Origin of the sequence: Leptolinea tardivitalis (assembly GCF_001050275.1) — a bacterium.
GTDB lineage: Bacteria > Chloroflexota > Anaerolineae > Anaerolineales > Anaerolineaceae > Leptolinea > Leptolinea tardivitalis.
Genome location: NZ_BBYA01000005.1, coordinates 21955 through 40354, shown reverse-complemented (window position 1 = coordinate 40354; position 18400 = coordinate 21955). Strand labels below are relative to the sequence as shown.

Below are 18400 nucleotides of genomic sequence, written 5' to 3'. Positions count from 1 at the left end.
ATGTAACCGGTAACATCAAACTGCCGGAAGGTGTTGAAATGGTTATGCCGGGAGACAACGTGAACATGGAAGTGGAACTGATCATTCCGGTTGCGTTGGAACAGGGTTCAAAATTCGCCATTCGCGAAGGCGGTCTGACCGTTGGCGCGGGTGTCATTACCAAGATTCTTGCGTAGGAATTGAAAGGAATACGGCCTGAAGATCAGGCCGGGGTATAATCATGGCTACTAAAAAGAAAGACATCCGACCGGTTATCACCTTCGCCTGCACGGAATGCAAGGAACGGAACTATACGTCGGAGAAGAACCGCCGAAACGATCCGAACCGGATGGAAATCAAGAAATACTGCGCTCGCTGCCGAAAACACACACTACACCGCGAGACAAAGTAGTAAAATAGCAGAAAAGCCGGACGCATAAAAGATGCGCGTCCGGCAGACTGCATAGGCCAGTGGCTCAATTGGCAGAGCACCGCTCTCCAAAAGCGGGGGTTGTGGGTTCGATTCCTACCTGGCCTGCCTGATGTGGCAGGCGCCGTCCACAGGACGGCGCTTTGTTACGAAAGATACTGAACCGAGGAGTGATGACGCGTGGCCGATAAAATTGAGAAAGTAAAGCAGCCCAATGCATTTCAGCGCTGGTATCGTGAAACCACGGGCGAGCTGCGCAAAGTTTCCTGGCCAACACGTCAGGAGGCATGGCGGCTGACAAAGATTGTTGTGGCTGTAATGGTCGCCATGAGCGTTTTATTGGGCATACTGGATTTTGTTTTTTCCAGCCTGATCACGCTGATCCTTGCCTGATTGATTGCCGGACGTAAGCCCGGTTTTAGGAGATTGAATGGAATTTCAAGACGAGTTTGAACGGGACGACCGCGAGGATATTGATGTCCCCGCACCGGAACCAGTGGAAAAGCCCTCGCGCCCGGCGGAATCCCCCGTTTCGTCATCGATGATTGACGAGGAGAGCGGGCAGATCACGCCCAGTGATACCCGTAATTGGTACGTCATTCATTGCTATTCCGGTTACGAGAACAAAGTTCGTCATAACCTGGAACAGCGTATTGAAACCATGGACATGAAGGAAAAAATCTTCGATGTCGTAATTCCGACTCAGGAAGAGATCGAAGTCAAAGACGGGAAACGCCGGACTGTAGAACGTCATGTTTTTCCCGGCTATGTGCTTGTCAATATGATCCTGACGGAAGAATCATGGTATGTGGTGCGAAATACCCCCGGTGTGACAGGTTTCGTTGGGATGGGAAACCAGCCGACAGCCCTGCGCCCGGAAGAAGTCAGTCAGATTCTGCGCCGTATGGAAGCCGAAGCTCCTCATATCAAGGTTACGTTCAAGATTGGTGAACGTGTACGCATTGTGGACGGCCCCTTCAATGATTTCCGCGGTTCTGTCTCTGAAATTGATCAAAACCGCAACAAAGTACGAGTTATGGTCAATTTCTTTGGTCGTGAAACACCGGTCGAACTGGATTTTCTCCAGGTAGAAAAGGCATAAACAGGTCAAATAGACCTGATCGTGTGGGAGGGTGTCTCCCCTTTATCACCCGTTATAACCACAAAGGAGTGTAACTGTGGCAAAGAAATTAAAAGCAATAGTCCGTCTTCAGATCGCTGCTGGAAAAGCAAATCCGGCGCCCCCCATTGGCCCTGCTCTGGCCGGTCATGGGATCAACATCATGGCATTCTGCAAGGAATACAATGCCCGCACATCCACAAAGGCTGGCGAAATCATTCCTGCAGAAATCACCATCTATACAGATGGTTCGTTTTCTTTCGTTCTGAAAACCCCTCCTGCCGGTGTTTTGCTACGCAAAGCTGCCGGTATTGAAAAGGGATCCGGTGTACCCAACCGCGAAAAAGTTGGAAAAGTCACCCGGGCTCAGATTCGGGAAATCGCCGAACTGAAATTCAAAGATATGAACGCCAACGATATTGATGCTGCCATGAAACAGATCGAAGGCACCGCCCGCAATATGGGCTTGAATATTGTTGACTAAGTTTTTGTGGGAGGGTGGTTTCGCTGCCCGTTAGCACCACAAAGGAGAAATAATGGCCAAACATGGTAAGAAATATAATGCTGCAAAGCAAAAAGTAGATAGCGCGAAATTCTATTCTCCTGAAGAAGCGGTTGCTCTGGTAAAAGAGACCAGTATAACTACTTTCGATGGAACGATGGAAATTCATCTGCGCATGGGGCTTGACCCCCGCCAGGCTGACCAGATGGTGCGTGACGTTGTTGTGCTCCCGAACGGCCTGGGAAAAACTGTCCGCGTTCTGGTCTTCGCTCAGGGCGAAGGCGTTGCCAAAGCAACAGAAGGCGGCGCTGATGTAATCGCTGATTCTGACGAATGGATCAACAAAATTGCCGGCGGTTGGACCGAATTCGATGTAGCCATCGCCACCCCCGATATGATGGGCAAAGCCGGACGTCTCGGCCGTGTTCTGGGTCCCCGCGGTTTGATGCCGAATCCTAAAGCTGGTACTGTTGTCTCCCCAGATGACCTTCCTCGAGTCATTCAGGAAGCCAAAGCCGGCCGTGTAGAATTCCGCCTTGATAAAACAGCCAACATCCATGTTCCCCTTGGTAAAATCTCTTTCACAAAAGAAAAACTGGTGGAAAACCTGGCTGCTTTTATGGAAGCTGTCAAAAAAGCAAAACCGGCAGCGGCCAAAGGAACCTATATCAAACATATTACCCTGACATCTACCATGGGCCCTGGAATTAAGGTTGATCCCAACCAGGCACAATCCATGTCAGTTGCGGAGTAAAACGGGGTATAATACCCTATTGTAGATCGAATATTTCTTCACCGCAGAAAGTTGGTGCCGCTTGGCGGCTTAATATCCGGCCGAGGTGGAGACATTCACAAGCCAGAGAAATCTGTCTATTTGAATTGAATGTCTTTACCGGAGCACTATACGGTAAAGACTTTTTTATTCTGAGACGAAAGGAGGTGACATTCATTGGCATTCTCAAAAGAACATAAATCCAAAATGTTATCTGATTACGAAAACTGGTTGGGTAAAAGCCAGGCTGTATTCATGTTGGAATACAACAAGATGACGATGAAAGACATCGATGCATTCCGCACCAAAGTGCGTGAAACCGGCAGCGAGGCTCATATTGTCAAAAATACCCTGATGCAGCTGGCAATGACCAATGCCGGATACAAAGATGTTAAAAAGGCAGAAGGTACATTGCTGGTAGGTTTTGCGTATAACGACGCCCCCGGATTGGCTAAAGTTTTCGCAGAAGCATCGAAAAACTCTGATGTGTTCAAAATGCGCGGTGGTTATCTCGATAAGCAATTATTGAGTGTTGAACAGGTGAAAGCCCTGGCCGAACTTCCGCCGCTTCCAGTTATGCGCGCCACCCTGCTGGGTGTCTTGCAGGCTCCCGCCTCCAAACTCGTGCGTACACTGGCAGAACCGGCCCGTTCGATGGCATCGGTTGTCAAAGCATATTCTGATAAGGGCGCTACACAGGCAGCCTGAGTCAATATTTTTAAACAATAATCTGTAAGGAGATTTTACAATGGCTGATTTAGCTAAACTTGTTGATGAACTGAGCGCCCTTTCTGTTTTGGAAGCCGCTGAGTTGGTGAAAGCCCTCGAAGAAAAATGGGGCGTTTCCGCCGCCGCTCCTGTTGCTGTCGCTGCTGCCGGTGCTGCTCCTGTTGCTGCTGCCGAAGCTGCCGAAGAAAAGACTGAATTCGATGTCGTGCTGAAAGACGCCGGCCCCAAGAAGATCGAAGTCATCAAAGTCATCCGCACCCTGACCTCCCTGGGTCTGGTCGAAGCCAAAACCATGGCCGAAACAGCCGGTTCCAAAGTTCTTACCGCTGTTTCCAAACAGGTTGCCGCCGATGCCAAGAGCAAACTCGAAGCCGCCGGTGGTGTGGTCGAATTAGCCTAAGGGCTGATCAACAATACAGAAGAGGGCTCTCGAAAGAGAGCCCTCTTTTTTTATTTTGATTTTGATATTAAACCGCTACTGATTTGACCTGTCGAATGACCATCACCACTTTACCCATAATGCGCAGGGCAGATGGATTATCCACCATGATCGGTTTCATGTTCGGGTTGGCCGGTTGCAGCCGGATTCGATTGTTTTCTTTATAGAAATATTTCAGAGTGGTTGAGTTTTCATCATCCAGCCAGACAGCCACCATATCGCCATTGATGGCATCTTGCGCATGTTTCATCACCACGATATCGCCGTCGTTTACCATGGCGTCAATCATGGAATCACCGTCAACTTCGAGCGCAAACAACTCGTTGATCTTTTCTTTCGGCGGGAGCAGACTGCGGGCGATCTCGACGGAGGACTCGGGATCAAAGTAAGCCATATCTGAAGGTGGCATAGGTAAGGGAGCACTCGCCACAATACGGCCAAAGATCGGGATGCGTAAAATATCACTCATGGCTCCGGCAGCACTTTGACCGTGAAGAATTTCTGGATTAAGAGACGGACCTCCAGATTCGGGATAAACCGGTTTAAAAACGCGAATACTGCGAGAAACACGCCCATCACGAGCGATGTAACCTTCCTGCTCAAGATAATTCAGATAATAATCCACCAGTGAGGTAGACTTGACACCAATACTTTCACCAATTTGACGGATGGAAGGAGAATAGCTATTCTGCTCCACAAAGGTTGTCAAGAATTCCATGATCTTTCTATGTCGATCGCTGAGACCCACTGTCTTTCTTGGCATAGTACATTCCTCCTATATAAATCCGTATAGAAATACTATACCAGAACAACCGTTCAACTGTCAAGTAGGAAATATGTGCTAAATAATAATTATAAGATTCCTATGTAGACCAAAAACGCTGGCATGGAAATTAAAATCAGCTTTTTCATCTCTCACTTAGGTAAAAATAAACCGACGAAGAATAGATGCAACATCTGATTAATCGTTGATTTTCATAAACAGGATTACACAAGAAGCTGTATCAAAAGGTAATGAGATACTTTTGATACAGCTTCTTTTTTCAAACCTAATTTTTCATTACATGTTGCAGGTAATTGTTGAGTTCTGTTTCCTCTCAAATTGGAAAATCTTTTAGATATTGCCATAAATCCCGAAAAGACTATTGGTGATTACTATTGAATTGTCATAAGGATATTGAAACCAAAACCAGCAATGATGGCACCAACCCACAGCGTGCCAACCACCAGGGCGACAACACGCCAGCGGGCAATGGTCAACATGCCGGTGACCGCGCCCAGTGATGTTCCTGCGCCGGTGATTAAAAAGGCCATGGCTGCACCGGGGTTCATCCCACCTTGAATCAACGAGCTAACCAATGGCAGCGACCCTTCGCTGTTGATGTAAAAGGGGATACCGATGGTGGCCGCGAGGGGCACGCTGTATAAATTCCCCGACCCAAACAATACATTGATCCATGCTTCGGGAATCAGACCATTCAGAAAAAAGCCGATGAAGGCAAACCCGAGGAACATGATCAGCAGTTGTTTGGATGCCGCGAATACTTCCATAAAAAAATGTTTAAGGGTTACAGGTTCTTTGACCGATTGTTTGTCGGAATTTCCACATCCACAGGTAGTATCTGGCTGAATGGCATCCTCAGCTGCATCCAGTTTTGATGCACTGCAAGAGCATGAGACCGCATCCGTTGACGCAGCGAAGCGAGCTCGGTCAATTATGACCTCGGAATTTGATGAACCGCATCCACAGGTGGGTGTTTCCGCGAAAGCTAATTCGGGCGATCGGAATATCGTGGTATTCCCATCCGCCTGGTTGGATGAGGGGGCATTCTTTGCTGCCGGTCTAAATGTATTCATGCGATTTTGATTCTTTAGCCAGCCGCGCCGTTCAAAGAAATCCGCGGCGGCCCCGCCAGCCAACCCGAGGATGATCGACATGATGAAATAGTAGATCGCGAACGGCCAGCCGAACAGGCCGGCGCTGTAGATGATCCCTTCGGGTGACGAAAGAGGCGATGATACCATGAATGCCACAATAGGCGCCCAGGGAATCATGCTGGCCATCATCCCCAGTACCACGGCAGTTGTACCACAGGAACATAAAGGTGTTCCCACGGCGGCTGCAGTGGCACTTAATACACCGGCATTCTTGTATCGGGTCAGAAAGTTGGTGATCTTATCTGGATTGGTGAATAATTTCAGGGCGGCTGCGACCAATACGCTGATAAGCAGGTACGGCCAATTATGGGTAAGCGAGGTCCACACTTTACCGGCGGATTCGGTGATCAATATTGTTAGTGCGTCCATTTTGTTTCTCCTTGTTGTTTGTGTATCTACTTCATAGACGCACTGAATCAGAAATGGACGCAAATTTTTACGTTTTTGACGACTGATTTTCACATATGCAGCAGGGATCATAGTATTCCATAACAATCCCACGCGCATCGAATTCAAAATGGCAGCAAGCCATCATAATCTCGCGAACCATACTCCGTCCCCGTTGCACACGCGATTTCATTCCAGATATGGATATACCCAATCGGTGGGCGGCTTCCTGTTGGCTCAACCCCTGGTAATCAATAAGATCAATGGCTTCACGATAGATGACAGGAAGTGAGTTCACAACTTCGTGCACATATTCCGCCACCTGAAGTGTAGGATCGAGGCTGGCATACTCATCAAAGACCGGGATGTTTTCATCCAGGGTGGTTTTACCCGGCTGACGGTAGTAGTCTTTAATACAATTGCGGGTGATCTGGAATACCCAGCTTTCAATTCGGTCCAATTCTCGGACTGTATCCAGGCTGGTGTGAATCTTGAAGAAAACAGATTGCAAAATGTCCTGAGCATCATCCGGGTTATCCACCCGGCTGAGGATAAACCGATACAGACGGTCGTGAAGTACCTCCCACAGGGTTTGCAGAGTCTCTTCATTGCAGGCTTTACATCCGATTTGCATGCAGGCTATTATACGGGGAAACCGGAAGAACGAACCGGCATGCTATACTCAAAGAGACTCTAGTTTTCCACAGGTTTACACACAGGAGAACTGTAAACTTTTATTTGGAGGTATAGGTATGAGTTCTGCACAGGTCAAATGGATTGGTGGTAAGCGGTTTGTGGGCATTGATTCCTCCAATCATTCGGTGGTTCTGTCCACATCCGAAGAGGGTGTCGGAATGAAACCGTCAGAATTGCTGTTGGTTTCAGTAGCCTCCTGCAGTTCGGTGGATGTGGTGGAAATCATGACCAAGAAACGCCAACCGCTGGAGCTGTTGGAAGTATCCGTCACCGGAGAACAGGATGCTGATCCGCCGTGGACATATCGGAAGATTCATATGCTCTACCGGGTAAAAGGCAAAGGAATCCAGGAAAAGGATATCGCCCAGGCTATTGAACTCTCTCACACAAAATATTGTTCTGTCGCATCTACCATCAGTGGCGTAGCGGAAATTACCACCTCGTTTGAAATTTTACCGGAAGCTTGACCCGGTTGGGTTTATAATTCAATTCCGGAGGGTTATTCCCTCCGGAATTTTTATTTCCAGGAGACTCAAATGGCTGTCCAAGGTGTCATCGATCGGTATCGTCCCTTATTAAATATCCCGGACCACACTCAGACTGTGACTCTTCTGGAAGGCAGCACTCCGTTGATTCCCATACCCCGAATAGCGGAGGAACTTGGGAAAGGCTGTAAGGCGTGGGTGAAATTTGAAGGTCTTAATCCCACCGGTTCATTCAAAGACCGTGGTATGACAGTTGCCATAAGTGAAGCGGTTGGACGCGGAGCCAAAGCTGTGATCTGCGCCTCTACAGGGAATACGGCTGCTTCTGCAGCGGCATATGCCGCCCGTAGCGGCTTGCGGGCTATCGTATTAATCCCAAAAGGGAAAGTGGCTGCCGGCAAACTGGCTGGAGCTGTAGCCTACGGAGCCGATGTGTACCAGATTGACGGCTCTTTTGATGATGCCCTCAGTCTGGTGGTGGAAATATCAAATCGCACACCTATTGCCCTGGTCAATTCATTAAATCCGTACCGGTTAGAAGGTCAAAAAACGGCTGCATTTGAGATTTGTGATGAACTTGGTTTTTCACCCGACTGGTTATGTCTGCCGGTGGGAAATGCCGGTAATATTTCAGCCTATTGGATGGGTTTTAAGGAATATTATGAATTAAAAGGCATCCCGCGGCCGCATATTCTGGGAGTTCAGGCAGAAGGAGCGGCACCCTTGGTGCTTGGCCATCCGGTGGAACACCCTGAAACCGTAGCTACCGCAATCCGCATCGGTAAACCGGCGCGTGGGGAACAGGCTATTGAGGCGGCTGAAGAATCCAAAGGACGCATTATTGCCGTATCTGATGATGAAATTCTCGCGGCACAACGCAAACTGGCAGCCAGCGGCATATGGGTGGAACTCGCTTCCGCTGCAGGTCTGGCTGGATTGATTCATGAAATCAATGCTGGCCGGTTTGATGCCAGTGGGAAACGCATCACTATTGTATGCACCGGTCATGGCATGAAAGACCCTGATATTATTGCCTCCAGCATGCCGGCTCCCCGGTTGATTCCGGCAAAATCGGATGCATTGGAAGAAGCCATCATGGGGTCGGCAAAATGAGAAACGACTCCGATTCCATGCAGATTCAAATACGTGTACCTGCTACAAGTGCCAACCTGGGTGCCGGATTTGATTGTCTGGCTGTTGCCTTTAACCTGTGGAATCAGGCGACTGTTGATTTTTCAGGGAAAGGGTATCATGTTCATGTCAATGGTGAAGGAGAGGGTATTCTTCCGGAGGATGCAGACAACCTGATTATCAAATCATTCCTTTTTACCCTCGAAAAACTGGGAATACAGGCCCCAGCCGGTGTTCGGTTTGATTGCGAAAACCATATCCCCATGGGCTCTGGAATGGGATCCAGCGCGACTGCTGTATTGATCGGTGTGATTGCTGCCACAACGTTAAATCCGGAATATGAGAATAAAGACACGTGGCTGCAATTCTCGGGTGAATTGGAAGGTCATGCCGATAATGTGGCTGCGGCCATCTTCGGCGGGCTGGTAGCCGTCAGGAAAACCGGTGACCGGTATAAAACCTTGCTTTATGATATCGAGCCGGAGAATGCCGTGGTAGTCTTACCGACGGTGAACCTTTCGACACATGCTGCCCGGAAAGCTCTTCCTCAAAATGTACCAATGGCTGATGCCGTTTCCAATATTTCACGCATTCCTGCCATTCTCGAAGGTTTACGCACTGGCGATGTTGATCTTTTGCGTGACGGACTTGTGGATAAATTGCACCAACCATACCGGTTACCCCTGATCCCAGGTTCGGCAGACGCCATACAGAAAGCGAATGCATTGGGGGCTGCTTCGGCCCTATCCGGTGCCGGACCGAGCGTAATTGCCTTTATGCCGGTTAATCCTGAAGAGACGGCCAATGCTATGAGTCAATGTTTTGCCAACAATGGGTTAACCTGTCGAATATATCATCTGGAAATGATCAATCGCGGAGCCCAGGTCACCCGTCTGTAAAAATCTATTATTTCAACAATCGGGCCAATACGTTGAGCACAATGGTAAGGATGATGCTGAGCACAATGGAAGCCAGCAGAGGAAAAACGCAGGTAAATCCCTGACCTTCAAAGCGCAATGTTCCCGGTAACTGGGATAGACCGCCAAATTTCCCCCACAAATAGATCAACCCCCCGGTGACGATCAGGCCGATACCGGCGAAAATAATCCAACGACCAACTTGCATAAAATCAAACATGTCTGAATTATACGATCACCTGTGAGTGATTATAGTTTATCTAAAGGCAAAACAAAAAAAGACGGCTTTGAGGAAAAAAGCCGTCTTTTCACTTCCTTATTTCTTAAAAATCTGGGCAACCCAGTCATCAATTTGCAATTTTTCGATCGGTTTCAACCCTTTTGAGATTGCCGCTGCCTCAACAGAAGAAGCCTGTTCTGCCAGTATGCCTGACAGAATTATAGTCCCTTCAGGAGCCACAAGATCAGCCAGACCGGCTTCGAACAACCGGATGATGACAGGCGCCAAAATATTGGCAACTACCATTGGAGCCCGTTTCCGTGAAAACATACCGGTTTTAATCTCTTTGACAGAGCCAATGCCGGTTTCAATTTTGTCCAATACGCCATTGGCCGAGGCATTCTCTTTCGTTGAAATAACAGCGGCATTATCAATATCAACGGCCAGGATATCCCCTGAACCCAGCAAAGCGGCTGCAATGGAAAGGATACCGGAACCGCAGCCCACGTCAATCACAGTTTGACCTGGTTCAAGGTAGGTCTCAAGTGCCTGCATGCATAGACGGGTTGTGGGGTGCGTACCGGTACCGAATGCCATGCTTGGATCTATCCGAACAGCAATCCTGTCAGGAAAGGAATTCTGTAACCAGGCAGGCAGCACCAGAAGTTTCTTACCGATGGGAATGGGCTTGTAGTGTTCCTTCCAGGCGGCCATCCAGTTTTCATCTTTGATATATCGAAATTCCAACGGTGGAAGAGGGTGAATCTGCCCGAGGTGCCATAATGCTTCTTCCAGATTGCGGCGGGTAGTTTCCAGGTTTTCATCAACGGCCATAAACCCGTAGATTCGGACCGGTCCAACCGGTGTGCCTTCGTCTTCGGCATCATTGTATTCAACGCCAGATTCTGTTACCACGCCACCTGAGACATACCGTCCCATTACTTCACTGACTGCTTCAACGATCTCACCATCACCGGTGAGTGATACTTCCAACCAGCGGGGATCAGCCACCTAAGACCTCCTTTAAATAATCAAGAAAGTTCCGTTCGGTTGGTTTGGCCTCATTCCCCAACACCCGGTTGAGCTCTTCAAATGCTTTCCGTTGTTCCACATTCAATTTTGTAGGAATTTCCACCATCATCACCACATGTTGGTCTCCTCGACCCATGCCGCGCAGGCGGGGCATTCCTTTACCTTTGATGGTAAACACTTTTCCCGGTTGAGTACCGGCTGGAATGTTTAACTTGGCCTTTCCATCAATTACGGGAACTTCGGCTTCATACCCCAGGGTTGCCTGGGCGACATTGATACTGTAATCGAGGTAGATATCGTCCCCTTTACGGCGGAAAAATTGATGGGGTTTAACCTGAATTTCAAAATACAGATTGCCATTCGGACCGCCGAAAGCTCCGGGTTGGCCTTCTCCAGCCAGACGGATTTGTGTACCGTTATCCACACCACCGGGGATATTCACCACTTTCTTGGATTTTTTACGCTCAAATCCATGACCTTTACAGGCATGGCAGGGCGTGTTGATCACCTCACCGGCGCCGTTACAGGTGGGGCAGGTGGTGACCTGAACCATCGAACCGATGAAGGTTTGCCGCATTTGCCGTACCTCTCCACGGCCGCCGCAGGTGGTGCATTTGATGGGAGTGGTTCCGGGTTCTGCTCCTGTGCCTTTACAGACAGAGCAGGCCTCATCGCGGGTGATTTCCACTTCTTTGCTGGCGCCTGAAAATGCCTCTTCAAACGTCAGTTGCAGGGTGTAACTCAGGTCTGCACCGCGGCGAGGGGCATTGCGTTTACGCCGCTGACTGCCACCCAGTCCGCCGAAGCCAAAGAACTCTTCAAAGATTTCCTCAAACCCGACATTTGTAAAATCGGGCATACCACCCATGTTGTTGACACCGGCAAAACCGTAACGATCAAAGGCCGCTCGTTTTTCGGTATCAGAAAGAACCGCATAGGCTTCATTAAGTTCCTTGAATTTTTCTTCGGCGTCCGGCGATTTGTTGACATCCGGGTGGTATTCGCGGGCCAAACGGCGAAAAGCGGACTTGATTTCGTCCGCTGTCGCCGTTCTTGGAATACCTAAAACTTCGTAGTAATCTCGTTGTGCCATAAATAATTAACTATACGTTCTTGAACTCTCCGTCAACCACATCACCTTCGACCGGGCCGGAACCGGAAGGACCCTGTGTGGATTCAGGCCCTGTTCCGGCAGATGGACCAGCTGCAGCAGGACCGGCACCGGGCTGTTGATAGAAACTGGCGCCCAGGCTTTGGATCACTGAACCGAGGTCTTCTGTAGCTTTTTTAATGACTGCCGGATCATCGGAGTTCATCACATCTTTAACTTTCTTAATACCGTCTTCGGTCTTGGATTTCATGTCCGCGGGGATCTTATCGGCGAAATCTTTCAATGTCTTTTCAGCCGTGTAGATCATGTTATCTGCATGGTTGCGGACTTCAATTAGTTCTTTGCGTTTGGTATCGGCTTCTGCATTGGCTTCAGCTTCACGGCGCATCTTTTCTACTTCTGCTTCACTTAAGCCGGAAGAAGCGGTGATGGTGATGTGCTGGCTGCGGTTGGAGGCTTTATCTAATGCAGTGACTTTGAGGATACCATTGGCATCAATATCAAAGGTCACTTCAATCTGGGGGATACCACGTGGGGCAGCGGGAATGCCATCAAGGATAAAGCGGCCGAGAGATTTATTATCTACGGCCAGAGGACGCTCACCCTGCAGAATGTGGATTTCAACCTGCGTTTGTCCGTCTGCGGCTGTGGAGAAAATCTGGCTCTTGCGGGTTGGAATGGTGGAGTTACGTTCGATAATCGGTGTAGCCACACCGCCAAGCGTCTCAACTGACAGGCTCAAAGGAGTGACATCAAGAAGCAGAATATCCTTAACCTCACCGCCCAGAACACCAGCCTGGATGGCGGCACCAACAGCCACTACTTCATCGGGATTGACACCCTTGTGGGGGTCTTTGTTAAACTCTTTGCGTACAGCTTCTTGTACGGCTGGCATACGGGTCATGCCACCGACGAGGATGACTTCGTTGATATCACCAGGTTTCAAATTGGCATCTGAAAGAGCGCGGCGGACAGGATCCAACGAACGGGTAACCAGATCGCCCGTTAACTGCTCGAGTTTGGAACGGGTCAGGGTGATCAGCAGGTGCTTCGGGCCGGAGGCATCAGCGGTGATATATGGCAGGTTGATTTCAGTCTGCATCATGGTGGAAAGCTCGATTTTGGCTTTTTCAGAGGCTTCCTTCAGGCGTTGTAATGCCTGGCGGTCAGCATGCAGGTCAATGCCATTTTCGCGTTTGAATTCATCGATCAAAAAGTCCATAATCCGCTGATCAAAATCATCGCCGCCCAGGAAGGTATCGCCGCTGGTGGAACGTACCTGGAACACGCCTTCACCGACATCCAGAATGGAGATATCGAAGGTTCCACCGCCAAGGTCATACACTGCGATGACTTCGTTTTTCTTCTTATCAAGACCGTAAGCCAGAGAGGAAGCGGTCGGTTCGTTGATGATGCGTAACACTTCGAGACCGGCGATTTTTCCGGCATCCTTGGTGGCGTTGCGCTGGGCGTCATTGAAATACGCCGGAACCGTGATAACCGCCTGGGTGATGGTTTCACTCAGATAGGCTTCGGCATCGGTTTTTAATTTCGCCAGGATCATGGCAGAGACTTCGGGTGGGGAGTATTCCTTTCCATCCAACACTACGCGGACATCTCCATTGGGGGCTTTTGTCACTTTATATGGTACACGGCTGAGAGTCCGTTGAACTTCGGGATCGTCAAATTTACGTCCCATAAAACGTTTGATGGAGAATATGGTGTTCTCCGGATTAACAATAGACTGGTTGCGGGCAACACGTCCCACCAGACGTTCATGATTTTTATTAACCGCTACAACAGATGGAACCAACCGTTCGCCTTCTGCCGAAGGGATGACAACCGGTTCGCCGCCAACCATGACCGCTGCTACCGAGTTGGTTGTTCCAAGATCGATACCAATGATTTTTCCCATGAGTTCCTCCTATTTTGCGACTCGTACCAGCGCCGGGCGCAGTACACGATCCCCGATCATATAGCCCTGCTGCAAGACTTCGATGACCTGACCGCTTTCATGGTCAGGACTCTCTTCATGCGAAATGGCTTCATGAATTGTGGGGTCAAATTCAGCTGCTTCGGCCGGAATGCGTTTCACATTTTCATTATCAAGAATGGTTTGTAGTTTCCGGTAGATCAATTCAATGCCTTCCGCCCATTTGGCACCTTCAGGTTCAACCGGACGGTTCTTCAGTGCACGTTCCATATCATCCAGGACAACCAGGTATTTTTTAATAATTGTCCCATTCAATGTTTGAGACATCTGCACCTGGTCGCGTTCAATGCGTTTCTTATAATTGGCAAAATCAGCCCGTTCCCGCTGCCAGCCTTCAAAATACTCTTTTGACTGGCTGCGGACTTTTTCCAATTCGGCTAGTAGCTCTTCTCTCGATTGGGTAACTTCCTGTTTTTCAGTGGAAGTTTTTTTTGTTTCCGAGTTTGAAATCTGGACGTCTGCGGAGTGTCTCGATTCTCGTTTTTTATGCTCTTCTGTCATAAATTACCTCTTCAGAGTGGGTTTTAATCTGCCAGACCTGTGCTGACAAGTTCACTCAATAAACCGGATAAAAACCGTACGGCCGAAATTGACCGTCCATAAGACATGCGGATGGGGCCTAAAACGCCCAGGGTTCCGGTGATTTGCCCGGGTAAACCGTACCGTGCCAGCACGATGGAGCACTGGCGAAGTTCTTCCCAGGCACCCTCACCACCAATAATGACATGCACTCCGCCAACAGCGCTGCCCACAACGGATCGTGAGAGCAGGTCATCGAGCATAGAACGTTCTTCCAGGAGCCGAAAAGCACGTCGGGCTTCTTCTGATCCAGAGAATTCTGGTTCAGCCAGCACATTTGTCATCCCATCCATATATACTTCACTCAATGCCGGCTGGGTGGTTTGAGTCAACTCTGGAATGATCGAGTTTAGAATGATCTGTGAAGTTTCGTCCAAATAGGGGCGAATTGTGACGATGTCTTCCATACGTAATCCCTGCGCTGCCTGGGTGATGGCGGCTGCCGTTGTAGAAAGCTGCTCCTGGGAATACACCTCGTTCATGGAGAAAAATTTTTGATGAACTTCCCCGCCGGCCATAACCATAATCATTAAGATTTGTCGACCGCGGGTTGAAATCAATTCAAGGTGTTTCAGGACGGCATTTTCAGGTCGAGGTGCGGTGACCAGTGATACTGCGCGCGACTGGTTTGCCAAAACAGAGGCTGCCAACCGCATCCACTGATCAGAGTCATTACGCATCTGATAAAACTGATGACTGATCGTACGGCGTGTCTCTGCCGGTAGATCTGTCTGCTGTAAGAGCTGACTCACGAAATACCGGTATCCATCTTCCGTAGGGGACCGGCCGGCAGAGGTATGCGGCTGGCGTAAATAGCCCATTTCTGTCAGTGCTGCCAGTTCATTTCGTACGGTGGCTGAACTGAGATCAAGATGGTAATGCTCCACCAACGATTGAGACCCGACCGGCACAGCCGTTCGGGTGTACTCGTGGATCACGAGGGTGAGAAGCATTTTCTGGCGATCAGATAAACTTTCCATATTTCTGTAAATTAGCACTCTATCAAGGAGAGTGCTAATTTCTATGGAAGAATCATACCATGCCGGTTTTCGAGCGTCAAGCAATGGCTGTCTGATAATACAACTTCTTATAAAACATTTACATCTTGAAAAAATAGAACATGGCGTATCTGGTCAGAAAAAAACATTCCTCCAATTCATTGGAATTGAAGGAATGCGGTATGTAGAGTCCTTAATGCCGAAATTCGCCGTTAAAAAATCTTAATGCCTATGCAACTCCTGAGCTGACCTGGTATCCAAATGATTTGCGGGCTTCTTCACGCACGAGCTCAAGCAATTGTTTTTTATAGGCGGCAAATGGAATACTGGTTTCCATTTCGACCAGCCTGCGTGGACGGGGAATGTCTATATTGATTTCTGACTTGATTTTGCCGGGCAACGTGGTCATCACCAGTATACGGTCAGAAAGCAGAATGGCTTCTTCTACATCGTGGGTTACGAAAAGGACAGTGCTGCGCTGTTTTTCCCAGACTTCCAGCAACAATTCCTGCATCAGCAGGCGGGTTTGGGCATCCAGCGCACCAAAGGGCTCATCCATCAACAGAATTTTTGGTCGGTAAACCAGCGCACGGGCAATAGCCACACGCTGGCGCATTCCTCCGGAAAGCTGATTGGGGAAGGAGTTTTCAAACCCCTCGAGGCCGATCAGACGGATATATTGTTGCACCCGGTCTTCTTTCTCGGCTGATGTTAATGCGGTTTTCTTCAGGGCAAACTGGATGTTTTCTTTCACTGTCAGCCAGGGGAACAGGGTATAGGCTTGAAATACCATTCCCCGGTCGGCACCAGGACGGTCAACGGTCTGTCCCTGCACTTTTATAATGCCGCTGGATGGTTGTTCCAGTCCGGCGGCAGCTCGTAATAATGTGGATTTACCACATCCAGAGGGCCCAATCAGGGAGACAAACTCGTTTTCCTGCACAGTGATGGATGCATCTTCTACCGCCACAACCTCTGGCCGGTGAGCCGGAGTGAACTTCACCCAGATATTCTTCATTTCAAGCATCGGTTCTGTCATGGCAACTATCCTTTCCGATCCATCCAGCGAAACATCCGCTTATAGGCAGCTTTAAAAGCCATGTCAGTGAACAAGCCTAAAAGCCCGATGATTAAGATTCCCAGGATGATGGATTCGGTCTGGAGGAACCGCTGCGCCCGCATGATGCGGTACCCAAGGCCGACATTGGCCGCCACCAGCTCTGCCACGACCAGATATGTCCAGGCCCACCCGAGGGTAATTCGGAAGGTATCCCAGATGCCGGGCAAGGCATAGCGCAGGATCACATGATACAGGATTTCCCAACGAGACAATCCAAACGTGGAACTGACCTCGATCATCTCACGAGGCACGCCTTTCACATTGTCCATAATCATCAGGACTTCCTGAAAGAAGGTGCCGATAAAGAGGATGAGAATTTTCTGTCCATCTCCGACACCGGTCCACAGGATGGTCAATGGGACGAAGGCCACGGCTGGCATGTAGCGCACCAGATCAATGAAGGGTTCAAACAAGCCTTCAAAAAAGCGGAAGTTTCCCATCAGGATCCCGATGGGCAGCGCCAGCAGGGTGGAGACCAGCCATCCGAGAGTGATGCGGTACAGGCTGGCGCCGGTATCTTGAAGCAGAATGCCTTCTCGTATTTGTCGGACGAATTCCAGCCAGACAGATTTTGGGCCGGGGAGAAACATGGGGAGAACCAGTTCCAAAGCGGTAAGGATCAACCAGATCAGAATAAAAGCCCCGATAAAGGAAGCTCCGGCAACAAAATAAAGACCGGCCGGAATATCAGCACGAAGCTCCAGGAGCCGCACTTTTCGGTGCGGCCCCTGATTGGACGATTCGATGGATAAATGTGACGCCATGAGGTTATTTAAGGAAGGAAGCATCCACCAGTTTGTCGAGAGCGGGAATCTCTTCAAACAGGCCGATACTCTTGGAGACTTCAGCTACATCTTTAATCGTGTTTGTAAAGCTGCCAGAAAGGTCAGACTGATTCTGGGCCAGATCGTAGAATTTGACACCGTCAAAGGCGGTTTTCAGGTCTTCTGTGCTGCTGCCCACGGCTTTTGCAATAATTTCCTGTCCGGCGGAGGTATCTTTGTTATAGAAATCGAGTGCTTCTCCCCAAACTTTAAGGAGAGCCTTTGCCGTTTCGGGATTTTCTTTGGCGAATTTGCCGCTAATCACCAGAACGTCAGAGATCAAACCAGGACGTTCTTCTGCCTTGTAAAGGGTTTTCAGTTTGGTATTTGCTTTTAATGCTTCGGAGATATATGGTTCATAGGTCACGGCAGCCGGTACTTTGCCGCTCATCAGGGCGGTACCGGCGTCGCTGGCAGGCATGGGAACCGGGGTGATATCGGCCAGGGTCATCTTATTCTGCATCAGGGCATAGTTCAGCAACAGGTCACTGGTAGTACCTTCTTCGTATGCCACCTGTTTGCCTTTAAGATCAGCAATGGACGTTATATCTTCGCCAGAGAGGATGGCATCAGCCGTGGTGGAGACATCTTCGAGTAAAACGAGTTTCAGGTCAACCCCTGCGCTGAACAATTTGATGGCAGTGTGGGTGGCCAGATTAGCCGCTTCCATGTTGCCGCTGGCGAAGGCTGCATTGACTTCTTTGTCTTCTACAAAATCCGTCAACTCGGCATCCAGTCCGTATTTAGCAAAAAGTCCTTTTTCTTTGGCGATCCACCAGGGGCCGTATCCGATCCACGGCTGGGTGCCAATGCGAACTTTGACCAGTTCTTTGGAAGTTTCCGCTGCGGGGGCAGCCTGAGTAGCAGATGATTCGGCTGAAGCAGGTGCAGCCGTGACAGATTCCGGAGCACTGGTGGGGGCGGGAGCGGCGCAGGCGGTGAGAAGGATACCCGATAAAAGAACAAGAATAAAGCTGGATAAACGTTTTTTCATTTCT

23 protein-coding genes, 1 tRNA gene and 1 other annotated feature are annotated in these 18400 nt (G+C 49.3%); of the genes, 12 read left to right on the top strand and 12 right to left on the bottom strand.

Going from position 1 to position 18400, the window contains the following annotated elements; genetic code table 11:
• From LTAR_RS16815 to rplL, 9 genes are all read left to right on the top strand, one after another.
• Positions 1–176, top strand: a 176-nt coding sequence (locus tag LTAR_RS16815) for an EF-Tu C-terminal domain-related protein (protein WP_500778615.1), incomplete at its 5' end; no start/stop codon positions are given.
• Positions 177–220: 44 nt separating this feature from the next.
• A complete protein-coding gene (rpmG, locus tag LTAR_RS16810; protein ID WP_081419785.1) occupies positions 221–391 on the top strand; it encodes a 50S ribosomal protein L33 in 171 nt (56 codons plus the stop codon).
• 53 nt (positions 392–444) lie between these two features.
• Positions 445–517, top strand: a tRNA-Trp gene (locus LTAR_RS03810).
• 72 nt (positions 518–589) lie between these two features.
• Complete coding sequence (gene secE / locus LTAR_RS03805) at positions 590–802, top strand: preprotein translocase subunit SecE (RefSeq protein ID WP_062420844.1); 213 nt, start codon at positions 590–592, stop codon at positions 800–802.
• A 148-nt stretch (positions 803–950) separates the two neighbouring features.
• Positions 951–1511 carry a transcription termination/antitermination protein NusG gene (nusG, locus tag LTAR_RS03800; RefSeq protein WP_062420848.1) on the top strand — a complete coding sequence of 187 codons (561 nt, stop codon included), beginning with the start codon at positions 951–953 and terminating at the stop codon, positions 1509–1511.
• Between the two features lie 76 nt (positions 1512–1587).
• On the top strand, positions 1588–2013 hold the full coding sequence (gene rplK / locus LTAR_RS03795; protein ID WP_062420843.1) for a 50S ribosomal protein L11: 426 nt from the start codon (positions 1588–1590) through the stop codon (positions 2011–2013).
• A 52-nt stretch (positions 2014–2065) separates the two neighbouring features.
• Positions 2066–2785, top strand: coding sequence for a 50S ribosomal protein L1 (gene rplA / locus LTAR_RS03790; protein ID WP_062420842.1), 720 nt, complete (start codon positions 2066–2068; stop codon positions 2783–2785).
• 23 nt (positions 2786–2808) lie between these two features.
• Positions 2809–2961: a sequence feature (ribosomal protein L10 leader region), on the top strand.
• 19 nt (positions 2962–2980) lie between these two features.
• The gene (gene rplJ, locus LTAR_RS03785) at positions 2981–3511 is read left to right on the top strand and encodes a 50S ribosomal protein L10 (protein WP_062420841.1); all 531 of its coding nucleotides are present in this window, start codon (positions 2981–2983) and stop codon (positions 3509–3511) included.
• Positions 3512–3551: 40 nt separating this feature from the next.
• On the top strand, positions 3552–3932 hold the full coding sequence (gene rplL, locus LTAR_RS03780) for a 50S ribosomal protein L7/L12 (protein ID WP_062420840.1): 381 nt from the start codon (positions 3552–3554) through the stop codon (positions 3930–3932).
• A gap of 67 nt (positions 3933–3999) precedes the next feature.
• On the opposite strand, the gene lexA is transcribed toward rplL, so the two are convergent.
• The 3 genes from lexA to sigZ all read right to left on the bottom strand — a co-directional run bounded on the left by lexA (position 4000) and on the right by sigZ (position 6930).
• Positions 4000–4734 (bottom strand): transcriptional repressor LexA, encoded by a 735-nt coding sequence (gene lexA / locus LTAR_RS03775; RefSeq protein ID WP_062420839.1) that lies wholly within the window; start codon positions 4732–4734, stop codon positions 4000–4002.
• 392 nt (positions 4735–5126) lie between these two features.
• Positions 5127–6278 (bottom strand): permease, encoded by a 1152-nt coding sequence (locus tag LTAR_RS03770; protein ID WP_062420838.1) that lies wholly within the window; start codon positions 6276–6278, stop codon positions 5127–5129.
• A gap of 67 nt (positions 6279–6345) precedes the next feature.
• Positions 6346–6930, bottom strand: a complete 585-nt coding sequence (gene sigZ, locus LTAR_RS03765) for an RNA polymerase sigma factor SigZ (RefSeq protein WP_062420837.1) — start codon at positions 6928–6930, stop codon at positions 6346–6348.
• 118 nt (positions 6931–7048) lie between these two features.
• Here sigZ and LTAR_RS03760 point away from each other — a divergent pair, with 118 nt between their 5' ends.
• The 3 genes from LTAR_RS03760 to thrB all read left to right on the top strand — a co-directional run bounded on the left by LTAR_RS03760 (position 7049) and on the right by thrB (position 9507).
• Positions 7049–7459: an OsmC family protein gene (locus tag LTAR_RS03760; protein WP_062420836.1), complete on the top strand. Its 411-nt coding sequence runs from the start codon at positions 7049–7051 to the stop codon at positions 7457–7459.
• A gap of 69 nt (positions 7460–7528) precedes the next feature.
• On the top strand, positions 7529–8590 hold the full coding sequence (gene thrC / locus LTAR_RS03755) for a threonine synthase (protein WP_062420835.1): 1062 nt from the start codon (positions 7529–7531) through the stop codon (positions 8588–8590).
• Entirely contained in the window at positions 8587–9507 is a 921-nt protein-coding gene (thrB, locus tag LTAR_RS03750; RefSeq protein ID WP_062420834.1) for a homoserine kinase, read from the top strand. The genes thrC and thrB overlap by 4 nt, the downstream gene beginning before the upstream one ends.
• A gap of 7 nt (positions 9508–9514) precedes the next feature.
• On the opposite strand, the gene LTAR_RS03745 is transcribed toward thrB, so the two are convergent.
• The 9 genes from LTAR_RS03745 to LTAR_RS03700 form a co-directional block, all read right to left on the bottom strand.
• Entirely contained in the window at positions 9515–9745 is a 231-nt protein-coding gene (locus LTAR_RS03745) for a DUF2905 domain-containing protein (RefSeq protein ID WP_062420833.1), read from the bottom strand.
• 96 nt (positions 9746–9841) lie between these two features.
• Complete coding sequence (gene prmA / locus LTAR_RS03740; RefSeq protein WP_062420832.1) at positions 9842–10756, bottom strand: 50S ribosomal protein L11 methyltransferase; 915 nt, start codon at positions 10754–10756, stop codon at positions 9842–9844.
• Positions 10749–11870 (bottom strand): molecular chaperone DnaJ, encoded by a 1122-nt coding sequence (gene dnaJ, locus LTAR_RS03735; RefSeq protein WP_062420831.1) that lies wholly within the window; start codon positions 11868–11870, stop codon positions 10749–10751. The genes prmA and dnaJ overlap by 8 nt, the downstream gene beginning before the upstream one ends.
• A 10-nt stretch (positions 11871–11880) precedes the next feature.
• The gene (gene dnaK, locus LTAR_RS03730; protein WP_062420830.1) at positions 11881–13803 is read right to left on the bottom strand and encodes a molecular chaperone DnaK; all 1923 of its coding nucleotides are present in this window, start codon (positions 13801–13803) and stop codon (positions 11881–11883) included.
• Positions 13804–13812: 9 nt separating this feature from the next.
• Positions 13813–14382, bottom strand: coding sequence for a nucleotide exchange factor GrpE (locus tag LTAR_RS03725; protein ID WP_062420829.1), 570 nt, complete (start codon positions 14380–14382; stop codon positions 13813–13815).
• Positions 14383–14405: 23 nt separating this feature from the next.
• Positions 14406–15440 (bottom strand): heat-inducible transcriptional repressor HrcA, encoded by a 1035-nt coding sequence (gene hrcA / locus LTAR_RS03720; RefSeq protein WP_062420828.1) that lies wholly within the window; start codon positions 15438–15440, stop codon positions 14406–14408.
• A 247-nt stretch (positions 15441–15687) separates the two neighbouring features.
• The gene (locus LTAR_RS03710; RefSeq protein WP_062420826.1) at positions 15688–16497 is read right to left on the bottom strand and encodes an ABC transporter ATP-binding protein; all 810 of its coding nucleotides are present in this window, start codon (positions 16495–16497) and stop codon (positions 15688–15690) included.
• 5 nt (positions 16498–16502) lie between these two features.
• On the bottom strand, positions 16503–17342 hold the full coding sequence (locus LTAR_RS03705) for an ABC transporter permease (protein WP_081419786.1): 840 nt from the start codon (positions 17340–17342) through the stop codon (positions 16503–16505).
• A 4-nt stretch (positions 17343–17346) separates the two neighbouring features.
• Entirely contained in the window at positions 17347–18396 is a 1050-nt protein-coding gene (locus tag LTAR_RS03700) for an ABC transporter substrate-binding protein (RefSeq protein WP_081419782.1), read from the bottom strand.
• Positions 18397–18400: the final 4 nt, after the last annotated feature.

Coding starts and splice junctions, on each gene's coding strand:
- rpmG (WP_081419785.1), top strand. CDS start 221: ATGGCTACTAAAAAGAAAGACATCCGACCGGTTATCACCTTCGCCTGC.
- nusG (WP_062420848.1), top strand. CDS start 951: ATGATTGACGAGGAGAGCGGGCAGATCACGCCCAGTGATACCCGTAAT.
- rplA (WP_062420842.1), top strand. CDS start 2,066: ATGGCCAAACATGGTAAGAAATATAATGCTGCAAAGCAAAAAGTAGAT.
- rplL (WP_062420840.1), top strand. CDS start 3,552: ATGGCTGATTTAGCTAAACTTGTTGATGAACTGAGCGCCCTTTCTGTT.
- lexA (WP_062420839.1), bottom strand. CDS start 4,734: ATGCCAAGAAAGACAGTGGGTCTCAGCGATCGACATAGAAAGATCATG.
- LTAR_RS03770 (WP_062420838.1), bottom strand. CDS start 6,278: ATGGACGCACTAACAATATTGATCACCGAATCCGCCGGTAAAGTGTGG.
- sigZ (WP_062420837.1), bottom strand. CDS start 6,930: ATGCAAATCGGATGTAAAGCCTGCAATGAAGAGACTCTGCAAACCCTG.
- LTAR_RS03760 (WP_062420836.1), top strand. CDS start 7,049: ATGAGTTCTGCACAGGTCAAATGGATTGGTGGTAAGCGGTTTGTGGGC.
- thrC (WP_062420835.1), top strand. CDS start 7,529: ATGGCTGTCCAAGGTGTCATCGATCGGTATCGTCCCTTATTAAATATC.
- thrB (WP_062420834.1), top strand. CDS start 8,587: ATGAGAAACGACTCCGATTCCATGCAGATTCAAATACGTGTACCTGCT.
- LTAR_RS03745 (WP_062420833.1), bottom strand. CDS start 9,745: ATGTTTGATTTTATGCAAGTTGGTCGTTGGATTATTTTCGCCGGTATC.
- dnaJ (WP_062420831.1), bottom strand. CDS start 11,870: ATGGCACAACGAGATTACTACGAAGTTTTAGGTATTCCAAGAACGGCG.
- dnaK (WP_062420830.1), bottom strand. CDS start 13,803: ATGGGAAAAATCATTGGTATCGATCTTGGAACAACCAACTCGGTAGCA.
- LTAR_RS03725 (WP_062420829.1), bottom strand. CDS start 14,382: ATGACAGAAGAGCATAAAAAACGAGAATCGAGACACTCCGCAGACGTC.
- hrcA (WP_062420828.1), bottom strand. CDS start 15,440: ATGGAAAGTTTATCTGATCGCCAGAAAATGCTTCTCACCCTCGTGATC.
- LTAR_RS03710 (WP_062420826.1), bottom strand. CDS start 16,497: ATGACAGAACCGATGCTTGAAATGAAGAATATCTGGGTGAAGTTCACT.
- LTAR_RS03705 (WP_081419786.1), bottom strand. CDS start 17,342: ATGGCGTCACATTTATCCATCGAATCGTCCAATCAGGGGCCGCACCGA.
- LTAR_RS03700 (WP_081419782.1), bottom strand. CDS start 18,396: ATGAAAAAACGTTTATCCAGCTTTATTCTTGTTCTTTTATCGGGTATC.